Origin of the sequence: Pseudomonas sp. MF4836, assembly GCF_002018875.1 — a bacterium.
Classification (GTDB): Bacteria; Pseudomonadota; Gammaproteobacteria; order Pseudomonadales; family Pseudomonadaceae; genus Aquipseudomonas.
Genome location: NZ_MVOL01000012.1, coordinates 203,443 through 226,612, shown reverse-complemented (window position 1 = coordinate 226,612; position 23,170 = coordinate 203,443). Strand labels below are relative to the sequence as shown.

The following is a 23,170-nucleotide window of genomic DNA, read 5'->3' as shown; positions in this document are numbered from 1 at the left end:
TCCAGAGCCTTTTACCCGGAGTTCACCATGGCCTTGCTACCCGTTCGTCTGTCTCAGCGTTTGACCTTGGGCAGCCTGATGCTGTTGTTGTGCACGGCCCTGGCGGTCTTTGCGGTGATGACCCTGCGCGGCCAGCCCCGGGTGGTGGCCGCCAGCTCGGCGCTGATCGAGCAGACCGGCAGCGCCATCGTCCGCCAGCTGGCCTTGCAACTGGCGGGCATCGAAGGCGTGACCGCGAGCATGGCGCACCTGGTGGAAGGGCTGCCCAGGGAGACGCCGCTGTACATGGGCACCTTGCCCAATGTGATTGACCACCAGGGCGACAAGGCGATTGCCGGCGGCGGGATCTGGCCGGAGCCGGGGGCCTTCAGCGCCGGGGTCGAGCGCCGCAGTTTCTTCTGGGCCCGCAGCGATGCCGGGCAACTGGTGTATTCCGATGACTACAACGCCGCCAGCAGCCCGGCCTACCAGCAGGAGGCCTGGTACAGCGGCGCGCGCAACAGTGCCCTGGGGCGCTGCCTGTGGTCCGAGGCCTATCAGGACCCGGTGACCCACGTGCCGATGACCACCTGCAGCGTGCCGTATCGCCAGGGCGGGGCGTTCGCCGGGGTGGCCACGGTGGATTTGCGCCTGGAAGACCTGGCGCGCTTTCTCAAGGAGCAGGGCGCGGTCACCGGCGGCTACGCCTTTGCCGTGGACCAGGCGGGCAACGTGCTGTATTTCCCCGATGCGCCGCAGAGTGCGAGCGGCATGCTGGGTTTTGACGCGTTGAGCAAACAGCAGCCCTGGTTGCAACCGGTGGCCCAGGTTTTAGCGCAGGCCAAAGGGCGCCCGGGCGAAGTGCGCAGCCTGGACCTGGACGACGACGGGCGCTTGCAGCAGGCCAGTCGGGTCAGCCTGTTTTCCATGCCCGACACCGGCTGGACGATCGGCCTGGTGACGCCGGAAACCCGGGTCACCGGCCTGGCCCGGGCGCTGACCGCCGAGATTCTGTTGTTCCTGTTGCCGCTGCTGGCGTTGCTGCTGTTTCTGGCCTGGCTCGGCGGGCGCAAATTTATCAAGCAACTGGAAGAAACCACCCAGCAGATCGACGCCCTGGGCAGCGGCCAGGCCAGCAGCAGCGCCGAGCTGCATGTAGAGCGGGCGGATGAAATCGGCGCCCTGCGCGGCGCCGTCAACCGCTACGCCGGACAACTGCGGCAGATGCTCCAGGACATTGCCAGCGAGGCACAGCGCCTGCAGAGCGAAGCCGGGCGCCTGGGGGACCTGAGCAGCACTCTGGCCCGTCGCGCCGAGCAGCAACGCCAGGAAAATACCCAACTGGCCACGGCCATTACCGAGATGTCTTCCAGCGCCCTGGAAGTGGCGCAGAACACCAACAACTGCGCCGACACTGCGCGCCAGTCGCTGGTGGTGGTGCAGGACGGCCAGCAGCGCGTGGCTGCCAACAGCCAGTCGATCCAGCAGCTGTCCACGGAGATGGCTGCGGCGGCCGCCGTCATGCAGCGCCTGGAGCAGGACAGCCAGCAGGTGGGTGCGGTGCTGGACGTGATCAAGGCCATTTCCGAGCAGACCAACCTGCTGGCGCTCAACGCCGCCATCGAGGCCGCCCGGGCCGGTGAGCAGGGCCGCGGTTTTGCGGTGGTGGCCGATGAGGTGCGGACCCTGGCCGGCAGGACCCAGAGTTCGGCCAATGAAATCAGCGGCATGATCGGCACCTTGCAGCAGGCCTCGCGCCAGGCCGTCGAGGCGATCCAGGCCGGCGAGTCGCGCACCCGGCAAGCGGTGGGCGAAGCGGCGGGGGCGGCGGATGCCTTGTCCAGCACGGTCACCAGTTTCGACGACATCTCCCAGCGCGCGCAGCAGATTGCCGTCGCCGCGCAACAGCAGAGCCACGTGACCCAGGAAATCAACGAACTGGCGGTGCGTATCCACGGCATCAGCGAAGACAACGCCCGCGACGCCCAGGCCCTGGATAAAGTCAGCGAGGCGATGCAGGCGCTTTCCGGGCGCCTGTCGAACCTGAGCCAGGGGCAGCGCTAGGGTTCAGCCCGGGTTCGCGGCGCAGCGTTGCGCCGCGAACAGCGTCTTGAGCTGTGCGCTCATCCATTGATGGGCATCGCTGCGGGCATATTTGCTGTGGCTGTAGAGCTTGAGCCGATAGGGCGCAATCTTGAACGGCGGCGGATACAGGGCAATCCCGGCGGCGGCTTGCAGCGCCACGGCGGCCGGGCGCGGGAGGGTCATCAGCCACTCGCTGTCGGCGATGATGAACGGCGCGACCATGACGGCCGGCAGTTGCAACGCCACCTGGCGTTGCAGGCCCATGGCCTGCAACACATGGTCAACCACCCCCAGGGTTTCGCCCCAGGGCGTGATCACCACATGCCGTTCGGCCAGGTACGCCGAAAGCTCGGGAGGCCCCTGGATGCGTGGATGGCGCTGGCTGGCGATCAGCACGTAGTCGTCCTGCAACCAGTCCTCGCTGTGGATGCCGGCCGGCAACGTGTCGCGGTCTTCGCTGTAGCCCAGGGCAAAGTCGATCCGCCCCGAGGCCAGGTCTTCGATGGACACCTTGCGATCGGAATACACCACCCGCAGGCATAACCCCGGGGCACTGCTCTGCAGTTGCCGGATCAGGCCCGGCAGCAGGGCGAAGGCGGTGTAGTCACTGGCGGCGAAGACAAAGGTGCGCTGGCTGGTGGCCGGGTCGAAGGGCTCCCACTCGGCCAATTGGTCACCCAGCAGCTTGAGGCTGGCGCCGACCGCCGTGGCCAGTTGATCGGCACGCTGGGTCGGGTGCATGCGATTGCCCTGGCGAATGAACAGCTCATCGTTGAGGGCGTCGCGCAGCCGTCCCAGGGCATGGCTGAACGCCGAGGCGCTGATGGAAAGCTCATTGGCCGCGCGGGTCACGCTGCGGTGGCGGTACAGGGCGTCGAACGCCAGCAGCAGGTTGAGATCGAGACGTCGAAGAATGGAATGCATAGTCTTCACTTTGAGCTGAATAAGTTGCACTACATGCATTCTATGGCGGGCTTTAGCATCGGTGCTCCTGACTTTTTACGGATGCACCCTCTTGGAACTTCAGATCCGAACCGCCCAACCGGCCGATGCCGGGCAAATCCTCGCGCTCATCACCGAACTGGCCGATTACGAACGTGCTCGCCACGAAGTGATCGCCAGCGTCGAGGACATCCAGCGCACGCTGTTTGCCGACGGGGGCGCGGCCAAGGCATTGATGTGCCTGCGCGGTGAGCAGGTGATCGGTTTCGCGGTGTATTTTTTCAGCTATTCAACCTGGCTCGGGCAGCCGGGGTTGTACCTGGAGGACCTGTACATCACGCCGCAACATCGGGGCAGCGGCGCCGGTCGGCAGATGCTCCAGTACCTGGCGCGCGAAGCCTGCGCCCAGGGTTGCGGCAGGTTCGAGTGGAGCGTGCTGGACTGGAACGAACCGGCCATCGGCTTCTACCAATCCATCGGCGCCCAACCCCAACCCGAGTGGGTGCGCTATCGCATGCAGGGCGAAGTCCTGACGGCATTTGCCGAAGGCCGTACCGTGCCTGCGCAATGCCATTCAGTTAGCTGAAAGCCCACGCTGTTCTCGCGGGCTATCAACTCACCTGAAACCCCACGGCGCCCTCGAGGGCCAGCGTCCGAACGCGGCCCGAGCCTGGCGGCAGCGGCTACCGGCTACAGGCCGATTTCCAGTTGCAGCAGGTCGGCCAGGGGTTGGCGGCGGCGGATGAGGTGGGTGGTGCCGTTTTCGAACAGCACTTCCGGCAGCAGCGGCCGGCTGTTGTAGTTCGACGACATGCTGGCGCCGTAGGCGCCGGTGTCGTGGATCACCAGCAGGTCGCCGACTTCGGCCCGGGGCAGCAGGTGGGGGGTCAGGGCTTCGTCGTCCTGGGTGAAGATATCGCCGGACTCGCACAGCGGCCCGCCGACCACCGTGGGTTGCAGCGGACGCTCCAGGGGTTGGCCGTTGCCGTCGAGCAGGGTCATGGCGTGGTAGGCGCCGTACATGGCCGGGCGCATCAGGTCGTTGAAGCCGGTATCGGCCAGCACGAAGTGATGGTTGCCGGCAGTTTTCACCGCACGCACCTCGGCCACCAGGCAGCCCGACTCGGCCAGCAGGAAACGCCCCGGCTCGATTTCCATGCGCACGCCGTGGCCGAGGTAGGCTTCGATCTGCTCGCGGGCCTGGCGCCAGGCGTTGGCGTAGCGCTGCACGTCCACCGGCTCGTCGTCGGCACGGTACGGCGTGGACAGACCGCCGCCAATGGAAAAGGCCTCGATGTCATGGTCCAGGGACTTTACCGCCGCCACCATGGCCGCGCCCACTTGTTCCAGGTGGTCGTAATCCACCCCCGAACCAATGTGCATATGCAGCCCCACCAGGTGCAGGCCGTATTGGCGAATCACCGCCAGGGCCTCTCCCATCTGTTCGTGCCAGATCCCGTGTTTGCTGTTCTCGCCGCCGGTGTTGGTCTTGCGGCTATGGCCGTGGCCGAAGCCCGGGTTGATCCGCAGCCACACCCGATGCCCGGGCGAGCGCTGGCCCAATTGGCGCAGCATGTCGATGGAGCCGGCGTTGACCTCGATCTTGAGCTCGACCACCCGCTGCAAGGTGGCCTGGTCGAACAGGTCGCAGGTAAAGACGATCCCCGCCGGGTCGCCTGCCGGGCTGAAGCCGGCCAGCAGGGCACGTTCGATTTCCCCCAGGGACACGGCGTCGACCTGGACCCCGGCTTCGCGGATCAGGCGCAGGATGCTCAGGTTGGACGAGGCTTTCTGCGCATAGCGCACCACGTCGAAGGCTTGCAGCTGGGCGATGCGCGCTTTGATCGTCGCGGCGTCGTAGCACCACAGCGGGGTGCCGTACTGGCGGGCGGCGGCGGTCAGTTGCGGGAAAGCGAAAGGGATCGGCATGGGCGGGTTCATCTGCGGCATGAAAGAGAGCTGCATGATGCCGAGCTGTGTGTATTCAATAAAATATCTATTCTTTGTCTATCGATTCAGTTTTGATATGGGTTTTGTTCCACGGAGAACCACGATGGGCATGTCCCTGCGACACATCGAAGTGTTCCGCGCCATCATGCAGGCCGGCAGTGTCACCGGTGCCGCGCGCCTGCTGTTCACTTCGCAACCCACGGTCAGCCGCGAGTTGGCGCGGCTTGAAGCGCTGTCCGGGCTCAAGTTGTTTGATCGCGAGGGCGGGCGCCTGCTGCCCACGGCCCAGGCACTGATGCTGCTGGAAGAGGTGGAGCGGGCCTATGTCGGCCTGGAGCGGATCAACAGCGTGGCGCAATCGATCCGCCGTTTCGAACACGGCCAGTTGAGCATCACCTGCCTGCCGCTGTTCTCCCAGACTCTGCTGCCGCGGGTGTTCAAGCATTTCCAGCACCAGCACGCGGGCATCGGCCTGAATATCAGCGCCCAGGAATCGCCGTTGCTGGAAGAGTCCCTGAGCGCCCAGCGCCACGACCTGGGGTTGACCGAAAACCAGCATGTGCCAAGGGGCACCCAGGGCGAGTTGCTGTTTTGCGCTGACATGGTGTGCGTGCTGCCTGACGGTCACCCGTTGCTGGCCAGGCCGCTGCTGCAGATGGAGGATTTTCGCGGTGTCGATTTCATCAACCTGGCCGGCCTGGATATTTACCGCCAGACCCTCGACGAGCGTTTTCGCCAGGGCGCGGTGGACCGTCGGGTGGTGATTGAGACCACCAATGCGGCATCGGTCTGCGCCATGGTGCGCGAGCAATTGGGGGTAGCGATCATCAACCCGCTGACCGCCATGGCCGAAGCCGGCCGGGGTTTGGCGATTCGTCCGTTGCAGTGGTCGATTCCGTACCGGGTGATGCTGATTCGCCCGGACTACCGACCGTCGTCGAGTTTTGTCGAGGGGTTCTGCCAGTCATTGCGGGAAGAGGCGATGCGTCTGGATGAGCAGTTGAAGGCGATTGTGCACACCTGCAATCCGCTGTAGGCCCTGTAGCCCTGTAGCCCTGTAGCCTGTAGCCGCTGCCGAGCCTGCGAGGCTGCGCTGGCTCTATGCAACAACCCACTTCTACCCGGCGTATCCCAGGGGTTCACAGCACTTGTGGCGAGGGAGCTTGCTCCCGCTCGAGTGTGTAGCGCTCGTAAACCCTGGTGTACATATCCATTTTTGCGGGGGTGGCGGGTAATGGTTCCGCCCTTACGGCGGCTCACTTTTGAGAGGAGCGCAAAAGTAAGCAAAACGCTCTTGCCCCACCACTCGGTGCCTCGCCTAGGCTCGGCATGCCCTCACTCCGGCAGTGATCCGTGGGCCGCCGCGATGGGCCATCCCTGGCCCAGCGCGGCTAACCCGGCGTCCTGCCGGGTTGCCCACGGCTCACTGCCTGCGTTCGGCCGTCGTGGTTTAACGGGGCGCTGCAGATCAAGATCAAGGGCAAGACGGCGGCCTTCCGGCTGTGAGTTAGTGGCAGCTTTGGCACCAGGGAAGATCTGGTGGGAAGAACCTGGATTAAGCTGGGCAACTCGGGGCGAGTTAGGCTGGGCGGGGGCTTCCGGGTGGTCTGAATCAAGGGAGTGTCTAAAAGCAGTGCCAAACAGATGCAAACCAATAAACAGTGAAACTTAAGCAGTGAGCCCACCTTTGGCGGGCTCTTTGGCATTAGGTGATCAGCGCCTAAATCCAGCCACCTGCCCACACCACTCGACCAATGATCTCAAGGTCGTTTAGTTGAGCCTTGGATACCATCACATCGCCATAGGCTTTGTTCTCGCTGATGATTCGCACTGAGCCATCAAACAAGCGCTGAAGCCGTTTTGCATAGAGGTGGTCATCCAGCCGGATCACATACACCGCCTCCGCTTCAAGCTGGTTGCGGCCATGATCAATCATCACCGTATCGCCATCCTCCAGCAAGCCGGACATTGAGTCGCCATCTACACGAATCGCTGACAGCCTGTCCGGGCTCAGCCCTTGCTTACGCAGCGAGTAGGCTGTGAACGCGAGTTGGGTTAAGACCTTAGCTCCTTCGTTCCATGCACCGTGACCAGCGCTACAGCGTGCATCGTATAGCGGGACGTACGCGTAGACACCATCATTCACGGAGACCGTCTTATTTGACTGGTGGCCAGAGTGCATTTCTCCCTCTCCACCTGCTAGCCAATCAAGCGATACCTCAGCAGTTTTAGCCATCGCCCAAGCTTTCTCCACGCTTGGGACGGATGCCCCACTCAAATACTTTCGTAGCAAGCTCTCAGAGACCCCGCACTTTTTGGCGAATGCATATGGTTTATCGACTCCTATTGCCTGCTTTAGGCGTTCTCCGAAGCCGTCAAAGTTCATAGCCGCAACCTTGACCACATAGCCGCTCAAATTTTGCGAGGTCAATCATCTGGCAACCTACTGGTTTTAAAGGGGATTTTTCGTATACGGTCAAAATTGAGTAAATAATCAACATTGACCGATCAAATTTGATTGAAAGCATATTTATTTGACCGTATTCTGTCCGCAACAGGCCGTTAGAGGGCCTAAAAAAACCACCCGCCTAGATGGTTGTTGCGATGAACGCTAAAGACATACCTCTCGACCCAGCTAGCCGCTGGGAATGGATCAAGTACCAACTGCGTATACGCGGTAGCTCGGCAGCCCAGCTTGCTCGCCAGTTGGGTATTACTGATCGTGCGATCCGAGCTACAAAAGAGCGTCCTTATCCACGTGTGGAACGCGCGATTGCTGCCGCGCTCGAAACCGTACCAGCCAAGCTTTGGCCTGAGCGCTGGAACGGCGACGACACTCCCAAGCGTTTGCGACCGAACCGGGCTGAGCAATCGGTATCCGCACAATATACCGAATACCCGAAGGATAGCGTTTACCGTCCTGTTCCGCACCGTAAAACTCAGGCGGAGGTTTAAACATGCGCCGGGTAAAAGACGACAAAACGTTAGACATATTCTCCGTTCCGCAACCCATCCTCTCTGTCCCTGGTCATGGCAACTATGCTGCGCAAGTCAGCGAGATGGTCAGTGAGCTGCTCAAAGGGTCAGAGCTAGACCGCTATGAGATCGCGGCACGCATGTCTCGCCTCTCTGGAGATGATGTCAGCAAATATATGCTCGACGCTTGGTCGAGCCCCGCCCGCAGCGAACACAACCTTCCTTTATATAGAGCGGCATTACTGGAAGAAGTTTGCGCGAGCCATCTTCTTACGAACTGGCAAGTCCACCTCCGTGGTGGCCGAGTGGCATATGGCCGTGAAGCCTTGGATGCAGAGCTAGGGCGTCTGTCACGGGTTGCTGCTGACGCAACGCGAAAAGCACGCGAGCTGAAAAAGCTGCTGGGTGACGACCATGCGTAACTGGTATGGCCCACGTGAACTTGCCGGGTTACCTGGCATGCCCAGCTCCGTCAGTGGGCTGATACGGCTAGCGAAGCGCGAAAATTGGGAATGCCAACTACGCCTGGGTCAAGGTGGAGGCCGGGAGTACGCCTTCTCGGTACTTCCGAAATCGACCCAGTCCGCCCTAATCGCTGCAACTGTGGTTAATCAAACACCGGGCCACGCAGTTGAGCCACATGTAATTATTGCGGGGCGTGACTCCGAAAAGGCGTCACGCTTGAACGATTCACAGTCATCCGTGATGACTGCGCGCCTGGCCTTTGTGCGTGAAATCGAACGCATGAGCAAGGTAGTCAGCCAAAACCGCGCCATTCTGACTTTGGTCGCCCTGGCTAAAACAGGCGACCTCAGTCCTTATTTGAATGACCGGGTCATCCGAGCCAACGACCGCAAGACCGAAGACCGCACCCTGTCTGAGCGCACGCTCAAGCGTTGGCTAGCGGACTACCGCGCTCACGGTGAAATAGGCCTGGCTCCGGCCCGTCGCCAAAAAGACATGAGCGTCCCGACCTGGGCAGCAGAATTCCTCAAACACTACCAGCGCCCGCAGAAACCGAGCGTTGAAGCGGCCTATGAGCAGTTCAAGCAGTTGCACCAAGGCGTCCAAACCAGTGTTTGCCCAAGCATTCACGCGGTACGCCGCTGGTTGAAAAAGCTCAGCCCGTCGGTGCGGGAGCGCGGCCGTATGGGGCCGCACGAACTGAATGCTCTAAAAGCTTATAACCGTCGTCAGGCCGACATGCTTTGGCCGAATGACGTGTGGGTGGCTGACGGCCATACCTTTGATGCAGAGGTAATCAACCCACTGACTGGGCAAATTTTCCGCCCTGAAATCACCATGGTCATTGACTGGGGCACCCGCCGCATCGTCGGTTTTTCGGTCAACCTGGCTGAATCGACTTTGGCCACGCTGGACACCTTACGTGACGGTGTAAGTCGGTGCGGCATGTACAAAGTGTTCTACGTCGACAACGGCAGCGGCTTTGACAACGCTGTCGTCTACGAAGTGAACGACCGCCTCGGCGGCACTATCACGCACTCGCTGCCCTACAACTCCCAGGCACGTGGCGTGATTGAGCGCCCCCACAAAACCATCCTGGTTAGGCTCGCCAAAACCTTCGACAGCTACATCGGCGCCGACATGGACAAAGAGGCCGCCACCAAGACCCACAAGTTGTCCCGCAAACAGCTTGCGCTGGGTATCGCGCCGACTGTCGTGCCTGAATTCTCCGTGTTCTTTGCCGCACTGCAACAGGCGCTCGACGACTATAACCGCCGTCCGCACCGTGGCCTGCCGAAGTTTCGCGACCCTGCGACCCTGCGCAAACGCCACCAAAGCCCGATGGAGTCTTGGAAGTCGGCCGAGGCCGAGGGCTGGGAGCCGCTGCTGGCTGACGCAAACATCGTCGAAAGCCTGACCCGTCCGCAGGTCGAGCGCACCGTCCATCGTTGCCAGGTGCAATGGAACAGCGGCACCTACTTCCTTAAAGACCTGGACGGTTTCCACGGTGAACAGGTCCGCGTGGCCTACGACTTCCGAGACGCCAGCCGTGTTTGGGTCCATTCCCTTGAGGGTGATCTGATCGGCGAAGCGCTGCTCGATGGCAACGCTAGCCCAGCTATGCCTAAAACCATGCTGGAAAAAGCCAGCGAGAAACGCGAACGCGGCCAACTGTCCCGTTTGGTGAAAAAGGCCAAGACCATCACCGGCCAAGACGTGGAAATGCGCGTCATTGCTCCGCAGTCGAGCCAATACGACCTGTCGCCAGATCAGCTTGCAGAGGCCCAGCGCTTTGCCCAACTGGCTGCACCGCAGGCCTCGGCCTTCGAATTACCAACAGATCCCACCGCCCGTTACCGCCTCTGGCACCAGATCGACGCCCGCATCACCAGCGGGGAATCGCTGACGGCTGAGGAAACACAGTGGCATGCCCGCTACCCGCAACACCTGGACTTCAAATCTATTCAGCAAATGTTCGCGTTCGCCGACCAGGCCCGCGCTTAACCCAAGACCTTTAGGAGTCGCATTATGAGTGTTACCAAAATCGTTCCCCTGACCAATGTCGGCCTCTTGTCCGCCGCCATCGCCCGCACTCAAGCCCGTCCAGCGGGTCTGCCTGGCATGGTGGTGATGTACGGCGCAAGCGGGCTGGGCAAAAGCGTGGGCGCGGCCTTTGCCGCCAACCATCACCGTGCCTATTACGTAGAGTGCCGCGACACCTGGAGCAAGAAGGCTTTCCTGCTGGCGATCCTGCGTGAAATGAGCATCCAGCCAGAGCGCACCTTGTCGCAGATGGTTGACCAGATTGCCGAGCAGCTTTCCCGTAGTGGCCGTCCACTGCTGATCGACGATGTGCAGTACCTGCTGGAAAAAGCTGTCGCCAACGTGCTGACCGACATCTACAACGCCAGCCAAGGCACCATCGTGCTGATCGGAGAAGAAGGTGTTCCAGGCAGCCTGGCCAAGTTGGAACGCTTGCACAACCGCGTACTGGAGTGGGTGCCTGCACAGCGGGCCACTCTTGACGACTTGCGCGCCCTGACCCTGGCCAGCTATCCAACACTGCGCTTTGCCGATGACCTGCTAGAGGATCTGCGCACCAAGGTCGGCGGATGCCTGCGCCGTGTGGCCGTCAACCTGTACCGGGTCTACAGCGAAACCCAAGCCCAGGCCATCGACAGTATTGACCTTGCAGGCTGGGGCTCACGCGGCTGGTTTACCGGCGAAGCGCCGTCGCGGAGGGCTTGAGCTATGCCTAGAGCAAGAGCTGATCTAGTAATGGTGGGCGGCAAGCCCCCACGGCAGCATATTTGGGAAGCCATTCGGAAGCTCAACGCTAGTTCGAAGGAGCTGACGACCTACGCCGTTGCACGTAAATCGGGCCAGGACGACCAAGCAGTACGCGCCTATTTCCGGGATATGGCAAAAGCAGGGATTGTCAACAAAGTTCGCACACTTCCTCGGCTTGATGCCGAGTGGACACTACTTAAAGACGAAGGTGTTGAAGCTCCGCGAGTAACCCGTGGCGGAAAAATTACCAAGCTTGGCGATGGGGCCGAGAACGTGTGGCGGGCGTTACGCATCCTTGGCGAATTCACCGCTGCCGAGGCCGCAGTCGCCGCCAGCGTCAATGGCGTATCCATCAGCGAGTTTGGCGCCCATGTCTATTTGTCGGGCCTGGCGAAGGCCGGTTACGTAACCCGTCGGGGCGGTACAGCCGGTTTTAAAACGCGCTTCTGTCTGGTCCCGTCGCGGTATACCGGCCCCAAGCATCCGATCTACCAGCGCGACTTCGACCAGGTGTATGACCCAAACCTGGATCAAGTGGTGTGGCGTAAGGCTGATCAGCAGGTGGCCCAATGAATCAGGTCAACCACCTTGCAGCTTGGGGCCAAAACGCGCCGTTGTTCGTGCGCCTGCTCGCCGCCGAGGTCGCTGCCACCAACAAAACCAAGGCCAGCCAGCGTATCGGCATGAGCCGCACGGCCGTCAGCCTGATCCTGGCCAACCGCTACAGCTCGCCCAGCACGTCTGGTGTCGAGCGGCGGGTAATGGAGACCCTGGGGCGCATTGAATGTGTCGCACTGGACGAGACCGTCACCTCTGATCAGTGCCAAAGCTACCGCGAAAAACCGGCCCCCACCCACAACCCGCAGGCGATGCAGCACTGGCGCGCCTGCCAACACTGCCCAATCAACCCCGACTGCTGCAACCAGGAGAACGCCCATGCTCGCCTCCACTAACCGCACGCAATTGAAAGTCCTGACCACAACACTGGCAGACCGTCTGCGGGTGTTCAACGCCGCCGCCCGCAATTTGCAGGCCCACGGTATTCGCGTGCAGGGCTTTCATCCGGCTGATAACCGCCTGGTGATCACTCCAGAAGCAGGTCAGCGCTTGATCAACCTAGGTCATACCGAGGGCTATCAACGCCATGGCACGGCCGGTAGCACCCGTTTCTACGTGCAGTTCCAGGGCGTGACCCTGGAGTGGCGCGAACCCATCAGCGCCTCCCGTCCTGCCGACTGGTCGCGTCAGACTCTCCACTGAGGAACCTTGCAATGACACAACAACAAACTATCCCCAAAGGCTATCGCGTCGACGCGCAAAAGCGACTGATCCCGGAAAGCATGATCAAGCCTATCGACCTGGAGCGGGATGCCTTGGTGCTTGGCCTGGTGGAAAAAGCCCGCGCCGCCAGCGACGTGCTGGCGAAATTCAAGGCCTCGGCTTTCGGTGATATTGAAGCCTTTGTCGAACTCAGCGCCGAGCAGTACGGCGCCCAGATCGGCGGGAAGAAGGGAAATGTCAGCCTGATCAGCTTCGATGGGCGTTTCAAGATCATGCGTGCAGTACAGGAAAGCATCGCTTTCGACGAACGCCTCCAGGCTGCGCGGGCATTGATTGACGAATGCCTACGCGACTGGACCACCGGGGCGCGCCCCGAAGTGGTCACGCTGGTAAATGACGCCTTCCGGACTGACCAAAAAGGCGACATCCGCACAGCCCGCGTCCTGGCGTTGCGCCGTATGGAAATCACCGATGAACGCTGGCAGCGCGCCATGCAAGCCATTGGCGACGCCTGCCAGGTGATCGGCTCCAAGTCCTACATCCGCGTCTATCAGCGCGTCGGTGATACCGACCAATACGAACCCATCAGCCTCGACATTGCGGGTGTGTGAAATGAAAAAGACCATCACCGCCTACTGCTTTGCATCGGGTTACATCGACTTCGGCAACACCCTCCCAGAGGGTGCGATTGCTCTCGCCCAGGGCGAAGAAAAACTGGTGCGCGACATCATCACGGTCACGGCTCCCCTTTCCCGACTCGACAACGTAACGCTCTTTGTTCCGGGTGTTCCAGAAGCGCGGAACCAGCGCGAAGGCATCACTGCTGTGGCGCATTACATCCAGCGGCTGGGGAAAGACAACCAGGCAGGCTTTCGAGCATTGGGGGCCTGACCATGCAGCGTTATCACGACACCCGCAGCGATCCGCTGCCTATGCATTCGCCGCAACACGACATCGAGCGCGCCAACCTAGACCGCCTGACTGCGGACTTCCTAGCGCGCGGTGGCAAGGTCCAGCAAGTCGGTCACCAGATGAGCAGCGCCCCTGCGACGTTCACGATTAATCCGGAGCGGTCGCCTGTTTATTCCCATTTGTTTGCGCCTGCGGCCTCAGCCGCAGCGTCGGAGGCTTTGGAGCCCGCCAAGGTCGACAGCTCTTATGCGGATGTCGGCAAGCATGCAGCGCTGATCATGGCCGATGCGGCCATGGGCAACTCGCCAAAGTGGATCGCACGCAAGCACCACATGACCGAGAAATACGTGCGTCAAGTCGCCCGCGACTACCACATCACCTTCCACTCTCAGCGATAGGAGGCCCCATGGCCAAGATCACCATCACTCTCGAAGACCGCCGCGAAGGCAACGGCAAACCGTCGGTAGCGGTCGACATGACAGGCGTACCGACTACGAACCTGGGCACCCCTCGCCAGACGGAAGCCGTGCGTATCTTCAACAAGCTGTTCGACCTGGTTGCTAGCGAAAAGATGTTGGGCGCCATTCCTGCCTGCCGTTGGCAACCCACCACTACGACCCTTCACTAAGCGAAACCGCCCTGGTCATCCGGGGTGGTCTGCCAGGCGTGGTTGCCTGGTACTGATGAGCAGCCGAGGAATAAATGGAGAAAATCATGAGCGAGCAACGAGCGCCATATCCAAGGTCGGCGGACAACGCTGACCAGATGAACCTGCCTGAGGGAAAAATCTGTGGCGACTGCGTGCATTGCCGTCGTTGCACATTGATGTTCGGCCACATCCCCGCTGATGAGGCTTGTGACTGGAGCCCTTCGCGCTTTCGCGAAGCCGTACCAACTGCCTCTGTTTCCGGGATCTGACGAAATGGACCACAACAAAGCCTTAGACAAAATCAAAAAGCTGCTGCGCCTGGCAGCCAGTGACAACCCCCACGAAGCCGCCGCAGCCATGCGCCAGGCCCGCGCCTTGATGGAAAAGTACCGCCTGGAAGAGTCGGATATTCAGCTCTCCGAGGTATTCGAATGCGCCGCCCGTAGCGGTTCAAAGATGACCCCGCCGCAATGGGAAGCCAACCTGGTTGGCGCCGTGACCCAGGCCTACGCCTGCAAAGTCCTGTTCATGGCGGGTATCGGCGAATGGCGCTTTATCGGCGAACTGGCCGAGCTGGCCAGCTACACCATGGCCTTGTTACTGCGCCAAGTCCGCCAGTCCCGCCGTGACTTCATCAGCACTCAATTGAAGCGCTGTAAGCCTGCGACCAAGACCAAGCGCGCCGACGTGTTCTGTGGTGCCTGGGTGTCGGCGGTGCGCCAGCAAGTCATGGCGTTTGCTGGCAACGATGAACCCTCACCGGCCACAGCGGCTTACATGCTCAAGCACCATTCAGAGACGGAAAAGCTTGATTGCCGCGACCGCAACGCCAGCAAGGGACATGGCGTGCGCGCCATGACTGACGCTATGCACGGCGTTCTCGCGGCAGGCGATGTCCGCCTGAATCACGGTATGAATGGCCAGGAACAACTCGCCCTGCATTAAGCGAAACCGCCCCGGCGTGCTGGGGCGGTCTGCCGGACGTGGTTGTCCGGTACTGATGAGCAGCCACCCATGACAGACGAAACACCCAAACAGCGCAAAACCCGCCTGGCACGCGAGCGTAAACGTGCCCAGCGCAAGCGCGACAGCGACAAGCGCCTGGCCATGGGTGCCAGCAAGCTCAAGATGGAAATCTACAGGGGCACCCAAAACGAGCTGGAACAGATCCGCACCGCCGGTAAATTCGACGAAACAGACCATGCACTCACGATGACCATTCATGGTGTCGCTGCACTGTCCAGAACCGACCCGGCAGCGTTCCAGGTACTGATCAAAGGAGGAAGACAGTGACTACACGTAACCTGCAATTGAGCAAGATCCACATCGCCAAGAAGGACCTTGGGCTGGATGACGAAACCTACCGCGCCTTGTTGGACCGCGTGGCTGGTGTGCGTTCGGCCAAAGACCTAACGCCACGCCAGATCGGCGCTGTACTGGCCGAGTTTGCCCGCTTGGGCTGGGAGTCTAAACCGACTAAAAAGCAAGGCCGCAAGGCACCGGTTGCGGCGCCAGATCGGGTAAAGCTGGTGGGCAAAATAGAGGCTTTCCTCGCCGAGGCCAAGCGCTCCTGGGCATATGCCGACGGTATGGCACTCCGCATGTTCAAGGTCGAGCGAGTGGAATGGCTGGACCCTCAACAGCTCCAGAAAATGGTTGCGGCGCTGACCTATGATGCCCGTCGACACGCGAGGCCAGAGCGATGAACGAAGAACTGTTCCCGGATGACATCGATCAACTGGACGCCAAGAAGGTGTTGGCAAACATGCAAGACCCCACCGTGCTCTCCCGATGGGAAGGCTCATTGAGGGAAATGGTGGAAATTGCCGAGGCCAAGCTTCTGGTTGAGATCAAGCCAGGGATAGAAGCCGCCGAACTGGCTCGGCATGTCGTCTTTGCAATTTGCTCCGTGATGGGCGGTAAGGTGGTGTACTTGCCACGGGGTGACGCGCTTAAGCGGGCATTGCGAGACGCCGCGATCTACCGGGATTGGAAGGATAACAGCATCCCGATCCCGGACCTGGTCAGCAAGTACGACCTTGCTAACCAAACAATTTATGACATCATTCGCCGACAACGGGCGCTGCATCGCAAGAATGAGCCCGATCTATTTGGTTATGATGAAGGGACGATGCATTGATGAAAGGACTAGCAGCAATCAGCACCCTGGCATTACTCATTGGTTTTACCGAATGCTGCTTTGCCGCTGATCCGGGAGACGTATCAATTGAGCAAGCGACTACAGAGGCGCTAGAAAATCGTGAGTTCGCAAATGTTCTATGGGTGCAGGCCCATCAGGCCTGTACGGTAAAAGATTGGCCAAAGCAGTCTTCCATCATGCATGTCATCAACGACCGACTCAAAGAGCAGCCAACGAACAACCTGAAGTACAGCGCTCGTTTTATTCACTCAAGTTGCAGGCAGATGCTTCTAAATGTGTCCTTTATTAATGGTGCTTGCTTTAGCAAAAAACCAACACAGCACGAAATCGATTATTCAAAAAAAGTCTGGAATGAAGACTCACTGAATTGTGATGCCGAGATTGCCAATCCAGATCTGACGCTCGCTGAGCCACCTAAGGAGCAGACAGAAGCGGAGTGGGAGGCTGAACGGAAGAAAGAAGGCGTTTCCGATGAAGACATTGCATTCATGAAGCATCTTCGCAGTTTGTAAGTCTCTAGCCCCGCCACCGAGCGGGGCTTTTTCTTAAACCCCGCTGATACTCAACCAATTACCCCCATACGCGAAGCTGGCACCGTTCCCCCAACGGCAGGTTCGCACCATGCATTCCGCTCCCGCTCTCTCCAAAGTCGCCCGACCTCGATGGCCACGCCAATTTGCCCAGCTCATTCTCTCCGCTGGTGACGATGCTGCGCGGGCGGTGCTGTGGGCCAAAGTTCCGGCCGACTGGCGGGAGTTGGTGCAACTGCATATCGCGCAGGCTGACGGCCGTGCCGAGCAGCACGTGCGCCAGCAAGAGAAATTGCGCCCCGCTGTAAGAACCATCACGCCGACCTTTGCGGAGTACCGGGCACCCGTCCATGTACCCGGCAACGCTGTGGTCGCCGCTCAACATCTAGCCGCATTACGGGCCACCATCCACTCACCGCGAGTATCCCAATGACTTCCATCGCACCGAAGCGGCGTCCCCGCACGCCCCGTATGACCTTCTGGGCGCTGATCACCATCGCCTTGTTGTTCTGCTTGGCCATCGTCGCCCCGACGAAGCTGCCCGTCGTCCTCTACAAATGTGGCCTGGTAACACTGGGCTGCGTGCTGGGCTACTGGCTGGATCGGGCGTTGTTCCCGTACGCACGGCCGGACATGGTGCCGAACTGCGACCAATCCATGGCAGGTATCCGCCGCGCCCTGGTCGTGCTGGGGTGCGTCCTCGGCCTGACGCTGGGGCTCTGACATGCACCGCTCTCGTTCTCTTCTATATATAGCTGCGGCATGCATGGGCTTACTGGTTGTCTTGGCCGCAAGCCTTCCAGCCAAGGCCGAGATCCCGGACCAAGCCGAGCGCTACCGCCGCGACCTGACCCGCATCGCCCAAGCCGAATGGGGCCTTGATGCCCCGGTGTCCACCTTCGCCGCACAGATCCACCAGGAAAGCCGCTGGAAGTTCGACGCGAAATCGCCGGTCGGTGCGCAAGGCTTGGGCCAGGTGATGCCCTCGACCGCCACCTGGCTTGCCGAGTTGTTCCCCAAGGCCCTCGGAAAGATCGAACCGTATAACCCGGTTTGGTCCATGCAGGCGCTTGTCAGCTATGACCGCTGGCTGGCGAACCGCATCCAGGCGCGTGGCCCCTGCGAGCAAGGGGCGCTGATCCTTTCCGCCTATAACGGCGGTTTGGGCTGGGTGATCAAAGACCGCAAGTTGGCATCGGCTAAGGGGGCCGATCCGCTGACCTGGTTCAACTCTGTCGAGCGGTTCAATAACGGCCGCTCAGCCGCTGCGTTCAGGGAAAACCGTCAATACCCGCGCCTGATCCTGCTGCGCTGGGAAGCCCTCTACGTTGCTGATGGCTGGGGCCAAGGGGTGTGCCAATGAATGGCTTGCTCGACCTACTCAGGCCCGCCACCTGGTACGTGGGCATCATCGCGGCCGTGGTGTTCGGCCTGCACCTCAACTGGCAGGACGGCTATGACCAGGGTTACTCCAAAGCCTCGGGCGAAGGGGAAACAGCTATCGCCAAGCTGCGCCTAGAACATTCCCAGGAACAGCAACGTATCGCCGATGCAACAGCTAAAGCAGCCAAACAGGCGGTTGAGGATCTGCGCGTTCAGCAGGATCGGGGCGATCTGCTCGCCACCCAGCTCGCCGAAGCAAAGGATTCGTTGCGCAACAACACCGACCAACTCAAGGGAGAGATTGCCCGTGTCACGACCCTGTATCGCCGCACCCTCAAATCGTTGCCTGAGCCTTTGCCTGGTGGCGTGTTCACTGTTGGCTTTGTCCGCGTGTGGAACAAAGCCAACGGAATCGGCACCGCAGTGCCCGCCCAGCAAGCCCGACAAGCCGCCAGCGGAATTGCTACGTCGCCCGATGGAGCCGGAGCCGCTGACAGCCTCGACTCAGGCGTCACCCAGCCGCTTGTCCTCGCCAACCAGATTCGCAACGGCGAGCTGCACAGTTCCTGCCGGGCTTCGCTCAACCGCCTGATCGATTGGACACTCAATGGAAGTAACTGACTTTTCCAGTCACCTGGAGGCGATCCACAACGAATCCTCCTTGGTGGCACATTTGGCACAACGTGAAGTATTGACCGGCCCTTCGGCCGAGTTCTGCACAGGAGAGGATTGCGATATGCCAATCCCGGAACAACGCCGTGTGGCCATACCAGGTGTGCAGCTTTGCGCGCAGTGCCAAACGCATCGCGAAAAGAGGGGGCGTCGATGACGACGATTGAAATGCCTGCGTGGCAGTTGGTGGGGATTGCCGTAACCATCCTCGGCGCTTTCGCCGGGCTGGTAAAGATGATGGTCATGCAGATGGAGCGCCGCCTGGATCAACGCTTTGCCATGGCTGACAAGGACAGCGAACGCCTGCGCACGCTGGAAATATCCTTTGAACGGCTGCGGGGTGACATGCCCGTGCACTACGTGCGCCGGGAAGACTACGTGCGCGGCCAAACCGTGATCGAGGCCAAGCTTGACGCGTTGGCCCTCAAGCTAGAAACCGTTCAATTAAAAGGACTGAAGTAATGAACATCGACGCTGCCAAAACGCGCCGGGAATCCCTGCGCTGGTACATCATCAAGACCCTGGACACGTCGCGCCCCGTGGATCCTCACGAGGCTATCGTGTTGTCCACCATCCAGGGCATCTATCCCGACGCCACCACAATGGAGCTGCGCCGCGAACTCGACTACCTGGCCGACCGTAGCCTGGTGACGCTGGACAAAAAGCCCAACGGTGTGTGGATCTGCGGCCTGACCCACTACGGGGTCGACATTGCGGAATACACCATCGCCTGCAATCCAGGCGTTGCCCGACCAGAAAAGTACTGGTGACCCCATGCCCCCACGCAGCAAGGTTGCCAGTCTGCCCAAGTCGGTCAAGACCTGGCTCGACAAGGCTCTGGCCGAAAACAACTTCAGCGATTACGAAGCCCTGGCCAACGAACTGTCGAGCCAGGGTTTTTCGATCAGCAAGTCGGCGCTACATCGCTATGGCCAGGACTTCGAATCCAAACTCTCGGCCTTGAAGATGGCCAGCGAGCAGGCCCGTGCCGTGGTGGCTGCTGCGCCGGATGAAGAAGGCGCGGTCAATGAAGCGCTGATGCGTCTTGTCCAGGAACACCTGTTCAAACTGCTGATGAGCGATGGCGACCAGATGGACTTGCCGAAGGTCGCCAAAGCTGTGGCCGAGTTGGGAAAGGCCTCGGTTGTGCAGAAGAAATGGCAGGCGGAGTGGAAGGAGAAGGTCGAAACGGCGGCGGCTCGCGTTGATAAGATCGCCAAGAAAGGAGGCCTGACCCAGGCGACCTCCGATGAAATCCGGCGCGAGATCCTGGGTATGGCATCGTGAGTCTGCCCCTCGTCCTGGACAGCACCGCCACGTTGCTTGCCCCAGCGGTCTTACTTGATTATCAGAAAGAGTGGATCGGTATACGCGCCCCACTCAAGGTTGGCGAGAAATCCCGGCGTATCGGTCTCACCTGGGCCGAAGCTGCAGACAACGTCCTGGTAGCCGCGTCCGAAAAATCGGCGGGCGGTCAAACTGTCTATTACCTGGGCTACAACCAGGACATGACCGTGGAGTATATCCAGGCCTGCGCCATGTGGGCGCGGGCCTACAACTACGCGGCCGAGCAAATAGAAGAAGGCATTTGGCCCGATAGCGACCCCGACAAACACATCAAAACCTACACCATCGCGTTTCCCAGCGGCCACCGCATCGTTGCGCTGACCAGTCGCCCGTCCAACCTGCGCGGCCGTCAGGGCGTCGTCGTGATCGACGAAGCGGCGTTCCATGCGGACTTGGCCGAGCTGCTGAAAGCGGCCATGGCTCTGTTGATCTGGGGCGGTGAAGTCCATGTGATCAGCACCCACGACGGTACGGAGAACGCCTTTAACGACCTGGTCAACGAAATCCGGGCTGGCAAGCGCAATGGCGAAGTGTTCCGCTGCACTTTCGGTGAAGCCGTTGCCGATGGTCTGTACAAGCGTGTCTGCCTGCGTAAAGGTATTGAGTACAGACTTGAGGATGAAATCGCCTGGGTGAATGGCGTTTACGGTTTCTACGGCGATGCAGCCGACGAAGAGCTGGACTGCGTGCCCTCCCAGGGCGGCGGTGCATTCCTCAGTATGGCCCTGGTCGAACAGCGCAGCAGCCGAGATGTGCCCGTGTTACGCCTGGCCTACCCGCAGGGTTACGAGACCCTACCCGAACCCCTGCGATTGGCTGAGTCCCTTGAATGGTGCGAAGAACACCTCAAGCCATTACTGGCCGCTATTCCACTGGACGTCCAAAGCTACTACGGCATGGACTTCGCCCGCTCCGGCGACCTCTCGGTCATCTGGCCGCTGCTCAAAGAGCAGAATCTGCGCAAACGCACGCCCTTTGTAGTCGAGTTGCGCAACGTCCCGTTCAAGCAACAACGGCAGATCAAGTTCTACATCATCGACCGCCTGCCTAATTTCCTCAAAGGTGCAGACGACGCCAGGGGTAACGGCTCGCAGCTATCGGAAGAGACCGCCATTGAGTACGGCTTCAACCGCATTGAGCGAGTCATGCTCACCGAGGGCTGGTATCGCGACAACATGCCGCCGTTCAAGGCCGCCCTGGAAGATGACACCTTCTACGACATCCCGGCCGACAAGGATGTGGTTAGCGACGTGCGTGCCTTTCGGATGGTCAAGGGCGTGGCTCGCATCCCTGAAAAGCGCACCAACGAAAAGGGCGAAAAGTCCGGGCAAAAGCGCCACGGCGACGCCGGTATCGCGGCCGTATTGGCCGACTATGCGTCCCGTCAAGATGTCGAGATCTTCGAATATCACCGCGTCCAGCCAGCCACCCAGCATGATCGCGAGATCAAGCTCGGGGCTGGGTGGCGCTCTCAGAAAGGCATTTGGTAATGGCTGAATCCAAAATCGTCGACCAGTACGGTCGCCCGATCCAGTACGAAAAACTCACGGAAGAGCTGGCCGCTGCCCGCACCACCGGCATTCGCCAGATCTGGCACCAGTCGGTGGCCAACGGGCTAACGCCCCAGCGACTGGCGAGTATTTTGCGGGCCGCTGCCGAGGGATCGGCCAACGACTACCTTACCCTTGCCGAGGAAATGGAGGAGCGCGACCTGCATTACGCCTCGGTGTTAGGCACACGCAAGATGGCAGTAGCTGGTTTGTCTGTTCGGGTCGAGGCAGCCAGCGATGATCCCGAGGACGTGCGCCGGGCCGACCAGCTCAAGGAACTGGTTGACTCTCCCGAATTTGGCGAGCTGCAAGCTGACCTGACAGACGCCATGGGCAAAGGCTATGCCGTCTCCGAAATCATGTGGGACCGTAGTGGTAAGACCTGGAACCCTGAGCGTTTCGAGCCGCGCGACCAGCGCTTCTTCCAATTTGACCGAGAAACCGGCCGGGAGCTGCGTCTGCTCGATGAGGCTGATCCGATCAATGGCGTTGCGCTGGCACCATACAAGTTCATTGTGCATCTGCCGCGTATTCGCTCCGGCCTGCCGATCCGGGGCGGCCTGGCGCGTCTCGCTGCTGTTGGCTACATGTGCAAGGCCTGGACGTGGAAGGACTGGATGGGCTTTGCTGACATCTTCGGCATGCCGATGCGTGTCGGCCGGTACGGCGCAGGTGCCAGCAAGGAAGACATCAGCACCCTGATGTCTGCGGTTGCCAACCTGGGCAGCGATGCGGCGGCGGTGATCCCGGATAGCATGCGCATCGATTTTACCCAGGCCGCCAATGTCGCCGGCGCTGGTGACTTTTTTAAAGGCCTCGCCGAATGGTGGGATAAACAAGTCAGTAAGGCCGTGGTTGGCCAGACCATGTCCACCGATGACGGGTCCAGCCAGGCCCAGGCAACGATTCATAACGAAGTTCGTATAGACCTACTGCAAGCCGATGCCAAGGCCGAATCCAACACCTTGAACCGCTACTTTGTGCGGCCTTGGTGCGATCTGAACTTTGCACCTGGTCGTCCATATCCGCGATTGATCATCGACGTACCGCAGCCGGAAGACACCAAGCTGCTGATAACGGCGCTGGAAAAATTGGTGCCGCTGGGGCTGAAAGTCGAACAGTCGGTGATTCGCGACAAGCTCAATATCCCTTCACCAGCCGAGGGCGCCGAGCTATTGGGTACCCCGGCGCCTGTTGCCACGCCTGTACTTGCCCAGGCGATCAACAGCGAGCAATTGCCCGCCAAACCGGTGGTAATGCCGGACATCGTTGATAACCAGGTGCGGACGCTGGAGCGGACTGTTGGGATCTATATGGATGACATGGTCGAGCAGATCAAGGAACTTCTCGAAACAGTCAGCAGCCTGGAAGAGTTCCGAGATCGGCTGATCGAAGCCTATCCAGCGATGACCACCAGCCAACTGGCGGATGCCATTGCCGATGGTCTGACGGCCGCCAGCCTGGCTGGCCGCGATGACATTCTGAGAGGCCTGTAACC

Annotated in this window: 31 protein-coding genes, 2 other RNA genes and 1 pseudogene; 31 read left to right on the top strand and 3 right to left on the bottom strand. The window is 60.5% G+C overall.

Going from position 1 to position 23,170, the window contains the following annotated elements:
* Positions 1-27: 27 nt before the first annotated feature.
* Together MF4836_RS36240 and MF4836_RS36235 are read left to right on the top strand one after the other, a co-directional pair.
* Positions 28-921: pseudogene (locus MF4836_RS36240) on the top strand (PDC sensor domain-containing protein); the annotation flags it as partial.
* Positions 907-2,043: a methyl-accepting chemotaxis protein gene (locus MF4836_RS36235; protein WP_421547591.1), complete on the top strand. Its 1,137-nt coding sequence runs from the start codon at positions 907-909 to the stop codon at positions 2,041-2,043. The pseudogene MF4836_RS36240 and the gene MF4836_RS36235, both read left to right, overlap by 15 nt.
* 3 nt (positions 2,044-2,046) lie before the next feature.
* Here MF4836_RS36235 and MF4836_RS26045 read toward each other — a convergent pair whose 3' ends face one another.
* Positions 2,047-2,988 (bottom strand): LysR family transcriptional regulator, encoded by a 942-nt coding sequence (locus MF4836_RS26045; RefSeq protein WP_078472743.1) that lies wholly within the window; start codon positions 2,986-2,988, stop codon positions 2,047-2,049.
* A gap of 91 nt (positions 2,989-3,079) precedes the next feature.
* Between MF4836_RS26045 and MF4836_RS26040 the strand changes: the two genes are divergently transcribed.
* Positions 3,080-3,592, top strand: coding sequence for a GNAT family N-acetyltransferase (locus tag MF4836_RS26040; protein ID WP_078472710.1), 513 nt, complete (start codon positions 3,080-3,082; stop codon positions 3,590-3,592).
* Between the two features lie 104 nt (positions 3,593-3,696).
* Here the strand turns inward: MF4836_RS26040 and lysA are convergent, their stop codons facing one another.
* Positions 3,697-4,935: a diaminopimelate decarboxylase gene (lysA, locus tag MF4836_RS26035; RefSeq protein ID WP_078472742.1), complete on the bottom strand. Its 1,239-nt coding sequence runs from the start codon at positions 4,933-4,935 to the stop codon at positions 3,697-3,699.
* Between the two features lie 124 nt (positions 4,936-5,059).
* Between lysA and MF4836_RS26030 the strand changes: the two genes are divergently transcribed.
* A complete protein-coding gene (locus MF4836_RS26030) occupies positions 5,060-5,992 on the top strand; it encodes a LysR family transcriptional regulator (RefSeq protein WP_078472709.1) in 933 nt (310 codons plus the stop codon).
* Between the two features lie 684 nt (positions 5,993-6,676).
* On the opposite strand, the gene MF4836_RS26025 is transcribed toward MF4836_RS26030, so the two are convergent.
* A complete protein-coding gene (locus tag MF4836_RS26025) occupies positions 6,677-7,342 on the bottom strand; it encodes a LexA family transcriptional regulator (RefSeq protein WP_078472708.1) in 666 nt (221 codons plus the stop codon).
* Positions 7,343-7,560: 218 nt separating this feature from the next.
* Between MF4836_RS26025 and MF4836_RS26020 the strand changes: the two genes are divergently transcribed.
* From MF4836_RS26020 to MF4836_RS25880, 27 genes are all read left to right on the top strand, one after another.
* Positions 7,561-7,911: a helix-turn-helix domain-containing protein gene (locus MF4836_RS26020; protein ID WP_078472707.1), complete on the top strand. Its 351-nt coding sequence runs from the start codon at positions 7,561-7,563 to the stop codon at positions 7,909-7,911.
* Positions 7,912-7,913: 2 nt separating this feature from the next.
* A complete protein-coding gene (locus MF4836_RS26015; RefSeq protein WP_078472706.1) occupies positions 7,914-8,354 on the top strand; it encodes a hypothetical protein in 441 nt (146 codons plus the stop codon).
* On the top strand, positions 8,347-10,401 hold the full coding sequence (locus tag MF4836_RS26010) for a Mu transposase C-terminal domain-containing protein (RefSeq protein ID WP_078472705.1): 2,055 nt from the start codon (positions 8,347-8,349) through the stop codon (positions 10,399-10,401). Before MF4836_RS26015 ends, MF4836_RS26010 begins: the two co-directional genes overlap by 8 nt.
* Before the next feature lie 24 nt (positions 10,402-10,425).
* The gene (locus tag MF4836_RS26005) at positions 10,426-11,145 is read left to right on the top strand and encodes an AAA family ATPase (RefSeq protein WP_010564676.1); all 720 of its coding nucleotides are present in this window, start codon (positions 10,426-10,428) and stop codon (positions 11,143-11,145) included.
* A gap of 30 nt (positions 11,146-11,175) precedes the next feature.
* A complete protein-coding gene (locus MF4836_RS26000; protein WP_078472704.1) occupies positions 11,176-11,760 on the top strand; it encodes a hypothetical protein in 585 nt (194 codons plus the stop codon).
* On the top strand, positions 11,757-12,140 hold the full coding sequence (locus MF4836_RS25995) for a hypothetical protein (RefSeq protein ID WP_078472703.1): 384 nt from the start codon (positions 11,757-11,759) through the stop codon (positions 12,138-12,140). Before MF4836_RS26000 ends, MF4836_RS25995 begins: the two co-directional genes overlap by 4 nt.
* Positions 12,124-12,447, top strand: coding sequence for a hypothetical protein (locus tag MF4836_RS25990; RefSeq protein WP_078472702.1), 324 nt, complete (start codon positions 12,124-12,126; stop codon positions 12,445-12,447). Before MF4836_RS25995 ends, MF4836_RS25990 begins: the two co-directional genes overlap by 17 nt.
* Positions 12,448-12,458: 11 nt before the next feature.
* Positions 12,459-13,079, top strand: coding sequence for a DUF3164 family protein (locus MF4836_RS25985; RefSeq protein WP_078472701.1), 621 nt, complete (start codon positions 12,459-12,461; stop codon positions 13,077-13,079).
* A 1-nt stretch (position 13,080) separates the two neighbouring features.
* A complete protein-coding gene (locus MF4836_RS25980) occupies positions 13,081-13,359 on the top strand; it encodes a host nuclease inhibitor protein (RefSeq protein ID WP_078472700.1) in 279 nt (92 codons plus the stop codon).
* Between the two features lie 2 nt (positions 13,360-13,361).
* A complete protein-coding gene (locus MF4836_RS25975) occupies positions 13,362-13,778 on the top strand; it encodes a hypothetical protein (RefSeq protein ID WP_078472699.1) in 417 nt (138 codons plus the stop codon).
* Between the two features lie 8 nt (positions 13,779-13,786).
* Positions 13,787-14,008, top strand: a complete 222-nt coding sequence (locus MF4836_RS25970) for a hypothetical protein (RefSeq protein WP_010564669.1) — start codon at positions 13,787-13,789, stop codon at positions 14,006-14,008.
* Positions 14,007-14,077: hammerhead ribozyme type II (locus MF4836_RS25965), an RNA gene on the top strand. The genes MF4836_RS25970 and MF4836_RS25965 overlap by 2 nt, the downstream gene beginning before the upstream one ends.
* A 225-nt stretch (positions 14,078-14,302) precedes the next feature.
* The gene (locus MF4836_RS25955; RefSeq protein ID WP_078472698.1) at positions 14,303-14,974 is read left to right on the top strand and encodes a DUF2786 domain-containing protein; all 672 of its coding nucleotides are present in this window, start codon (positions 14,303-14,305) and stop codon (positions 14,972-14,974) included.
* Positions 14,973-15,043, top strand: an RNA gene (locus tag MF4836_RS25950) — hammerhead ribozyme type II. The genes MF4836_RS25955 and MF4836_RS25950 overlap by 2 nt, the downstream gene beginning before the upstream one ends.
* The gene (locus tag MF4836_RS25945) at positions 15,044-15,322 is read left to right on the top strand and encodes a hypothetical protein (RefSeq protein ID WP_078472697.1); all 279 of its coding nucleotides are present in this window, start codon (positions 15,044-15,046) and stop codon (positions 15,320-15,322) included.
* On the top strand, positions 15,319-15,735 hold the full coding sequence (locus MF4836_RS25940) for a gp16 family protein (RefSeq protein ID WP_078472696.1): 417 nt from the start codon (positions 15,319-15,321) through the stop codon (positions 15,733-15,735). The genes MF4836_RS25945 and MF4836_RS25940 overlap by 4 nt, the downstream gene beginning before the upstream one ends.
* Positions 15,732-16,169 carry a Mor transcription activator family protein gene (locus tag MF4836_RS25935; protein WP_078472695.1) on the top strand — a complete coding sequence of 146 codons (438 nt, stop codon included), beginning with the start codon at positions 15,732-15,734 and terminating at the stop codon, positions 16,167-16,169. The genes MF4836_RS25940 and MF4836_RS25935 overlap by 4 nt, the downstream gene beginning before the upstream one ends.
* On the top strand, positions 16,169-16,702 hold the full coding sequence (locus MF4836_RS25930; RefSeq protein WP_078472694.1) for a hypothetical protein: 534 nt from the start codon (positions 16,169-16,171) through the stop codon (positions 16,700-16,702). The genes MF4836_RS25935 and MF4836_RS25930 overlap by 1 nt, the downstream gene beginning before the upstream one ends.
* Before the next feature lie 447 nt (positions 16,703-17,149).
* The gene (locus MF4836_RS25920; RefSeq protein WP_238596205.1) at positions 17,150-17,443 is read left to right on the top strand and encodes a putative holin; all 294 of its coding nucleotides are present in this window, start codon (positions 17,150-17,152) and stop codon (positions 17,441-17,443) included.
* A gap of 43 nt (positions 17,444-17,486) precedes the next feature.
* Positions 17,487-18,083 (top strand): transglycosylase SLT domain-containing protein, encoded by a 597-nt coding sequence (locus MF4836_RS25915; protein ID WP_078472691.1) that lies wholly within the window; start codon positions 17,487-17,489, stop codon positions 18,081-18,083.
* On the top strand, positions 18,080-18,724 hold the full coding sequence (locus MF4836_RS25910) for a DNA-packaging protein (RefSeq protein WP_078472690.1): 645 nt from the start codon (positions 18,080-18,082) through the stop codon (positions 18,722-18,724). Before MF4836_RS25915 ends, MF4836_RS25910 begins: the two co-directional genes overlap by 4 nt.
* Positions 18,711-18,932, top strand: a complete 222-nt coding sequence (locus MF4836_RS36230) for a TraR/DksA C4-type zinc finger protein (RefSeq protein ID WP_078472689.1) — start codon at positions 18,711-18,713, stop codon at positions 18,930-18,932. The genes MF4836_RS25910 and MF4836_RS36230 overlap by 14 nt, the downstream gene beginning before the upstream one ends.
* The gene (locus MF4836_RS25900; RefSeq protein ID WP_078472688.1) at positions 18,929-19,237 is read left to right on the top strand and encodes a hypothetical protein; all 309 of its coding nucleotides are present in this window, start codon (positions 18,929-18,931) and stop codon (positions 19,235-19,237) included. Before MF4836_RS36230 ends, MF4836_RS25900 begins: the two co-directional genes overlap by 4 nt.
* Positions 19,237-19,545: a hypothetical protein gene (locus MF4836_RS25895; RefSeq protein ID WP_069557235.1), complete on the top strand. Its 309-nt coding sequence runs from the start codon at positions 19,237-19,239 to the stop codon at positions 19,543-19,545. Before MF4836_RS25900 ends, MF4836_RS25895 begins: the two co-directional genes overlap by 1 nt.
* 4 nt (positions 19,546-19,549) lie before the next feature.
* Positions 19,550-20,062 carry a DUF3486 family protein gene (locus MF4836_RS25890; RefSeq protein WP_010564657.1) on the top strand — a complete coding sequence of 171 codons (513 nt, stop codon included), beginning with the start codon at positions 19,550-19,552 and terminating at the stop codon, positions 20,060-20,062.
* The gene (locus tag MF4836_RS25885; protein WP_078472687.1) at positions 20,059-21,612 is read left to right on the top strand and encodes a hypothetical protein; all 1,554 of its coding nucleotides are present in this window, start codon (positions 20,059-20,061) and stop codon (positions 21,610-21,612) included. The genes MF4836_RS25890 and MF4836_RS25885 overlap by 4 nt, the downstream gene beginning before the upstream one ends.
* The gene (locus MF4836_RS25880) at positions 21,612-23,168 is read left to right on the top strand and encodes a DUF935 domain-containing protein (RefSeq protein ID WP_078472686.1); all 1,557 of its coding nucleotides are present in this window, start codon (positions 21,612-21,614) and stop codon (positions 23,166-23,168) included. The genes MF4836_RS25885 and MF4836_RS25880 overlap by 1 nt, the downstream gene beginning before the upstream one ends.
* The last annotated feature ends 2 nt before the right edge of the window (positions 23,169-23,170 follow it).

What these genes read in the sequence shown, in the direction of transcription:
- MF4836_RS36235 (WP_421547591.1), top strand. Translation starts at nt 907, where the DNA reads ATGCCCGACACCGGCTGGACGATCGGCCTGGTGACGCCGGAAACCCGG.
- MF4836_RS26045 (WP_078472743.1), bottom strand. Translation starts at nt 2,988, where the DNA reads ATGCATTCCATTCTTCGACGTCTCGATCTCAACCTGCTGCTGGCGTTC.
- lysA (WP_078472742.1), bottom strand. Translation starts at nt 4,935, where the DNA reads ATGCCGATCCCTTTCGCTTTCCCGCAACTGACCGCCGCCGCCCGCCAG.
- MF4836_RS26030 (WP_078472709.1), top strand. Translation starts at nt 5,060, where the DNA reads ATGGGCATGTCCCTGCGACACATCGAAGTGTTCCGCGCCATCATGCAG.
- MF4836_RS26025 (WP_078472708.1), bottom strand. Translation starts at nt 7,342, where the DNA reads ATGAACTTTGACGGCTTCGGAGAACGCCTAAAGCAGGCAATAGGAGTC.
- MF4836_RS26020 (WP_078472707.1), top strand. Translation starts at nt 7,561, where the DNA reads ATGAACGCTAAAGACATACCTCTCGACCCAGCTAGCCGCTGGGAATGG.
- MF4836_RS26015 (WP_078472706.1), top strand. Translation starts at nt 7,914, where the DNA reads ATGCGCCGGGTAAAAGACGACAAAACGTTAGACATATTCTCCGTTCCG.
- MF4836_RS26010 (WP_078472705.1), top strand. Translation starts at nt 8,347, where the DNA reads ATGCGTAACTGGTATGGCCCACGTGAACTTGCCGGGTTACCTGGCATG.
- MF4836_RS26005 (WP_010564676.1), top strand. Translation starts at nt 10,426, where the DNA reads ATGAGTGTTACCAAAATCGTTCCCCTGACCAATGTCGGCCTCTTGTCC.
- MF4836_RS26000 (WP_078472704.1), top strand. Translation starts at nt 11,176, where the DNA reads ATGGTGGGCGGCAAGCCCCCACGGCAGCATATTTGGGAAGCCATTCGG.
- MF4836_RS25995 (WP_078472703.1), top strand. Translation starts at nt 11,757, where the DNA reads ATGAATCAGGTCAACCACCTTGCAGCTTGGGGCCAAAACGCGCCGTTG.
- MF4836_RS25990 (WP_078472702.1), top strand. Translation starts at nt 12,124, where the DNA reads ATGCTCGCCTCCACTAACCGCACGCAATTGAAAGTCCTGACCACAACA.
- MF4836_RS25985 (WP_078472701.1), top strand. Translation starts at nt 12,459, where the DNA reads ATGACACAACAACAAACTATCCCCAAAGGCTATCGCGTCGACGCGCAA.
- MF4836_RS25980 (WP_078472700.1), top strand. Translation starts at nt 13,081, where the DNA reads ATGAAAAAGACCATCACCGCCTACTGCTTTGCATCGGGTTACATCGAC.
- MF4836_RS25975 (WP_078472699.1), top strand. Translation starts at nt 13,362, where the DNA reads ATGCAGCGTTATCACGACACCCGCAGCGATCCGCTGCCTATGCATTCG.
- MF4836_RS25970 (WP_010564669.1), top strand. Translation starts at nt 13,787, where the DNA reads ATGGCCAAGATCACCATCACTCTCGAAGACCGCCGCGAAGGCAACGGC.
- MF4836_RS25955 (WP_078472698.1), top strand. Translation starts at nt 14,303, where the DNA reads ATGGACCACAACAAAGCCTTAGACAAAATCAAAAAGCTGCTGCGCCTG.
- MF4836_RS25945 (WP_078472697.1), top strand. Translation starts at nt 15,044, where the DNA reads ATGACAGACGAAACACCCAAACAGCGCAAAACCCGCCTGGCACGCGAG.
- MF4836_RS25935 (WP_078472695.1), top strand. Translation starts at nt 15,732, where the DNA reads ATGAACGAAGAACTGTTCCCGGATGACATCGATCAACTGGACGCCAAG.
- MF4836_RS25930 (WP_078472694.1), top strand. Translation starts at nt 16,169, where the DNA reads ATGAAAGGACTAGCAGCAATCAGCACCCTGGCATTACTCATTGGTTTT.
- MF4836_RS25920 (WP_238596205.1), top strand. Translation starts at nt 17,150, where the DNA reads ATGACTTCCATCGCACCGAAGCGGCGTCCCCGCACGCCCCGTATGACC.
- MF4836_RS25915 (WP_078472691.1), top strand. Translation starts at nt 17,487, where the DNA reads ATGGGCTTACTGGTTGTCTTGGCCGCAAGCCTTCCAGCCAAGGCCGAG.
- MF4836_RS25910 (WP_078472690.1), top strand. Translation starts at nt 18,080, where the DNA reads ATGAATGGCTTGCTCGACCTACTCAGGCCCGCCACCTGGTACGTGGGC.
- MF4836_RS36230 (WP_078472689.1), top strand. Translation starts at nt 18,711, where the DNA reads ATGGAAGTAACTGACTTTTCCAGTCACCTGGAGGCGATCCACAACGAA.
- MF4836_RS25900 (WP_078472688.1), top strand. Translation starts at nt 18,929, where the DNA reads ATGACGACGATTGAAATGCCTGCGTGGCAGTTGGTGGGGATTGCCGTA.
- MF4836_RS25895 (WP_069557235.1), top strand. Translation starts at nt 19,237, where the DNA reads ATGAACATCGACGCTGCCAAAACGCGCCGGGAATCCCTGCGCTGGTAC.
- MF4836_RS25890 (WP_010564657.1), top strand. Translation starts at nt 19,550, where the DNA reads ATGCCCCCACGCAGCAAGGTTGCCAGTCTGCCCAAGTCGGTCAAGACC.
- MF4836_RS25880 (WP_078472686.1), top strand. Translation starts at nt 21,612, where the DNA reads ATGGCTGAATCCAAAATCGTCGACCAGTACGGTCGCCCGATCCAGTAC.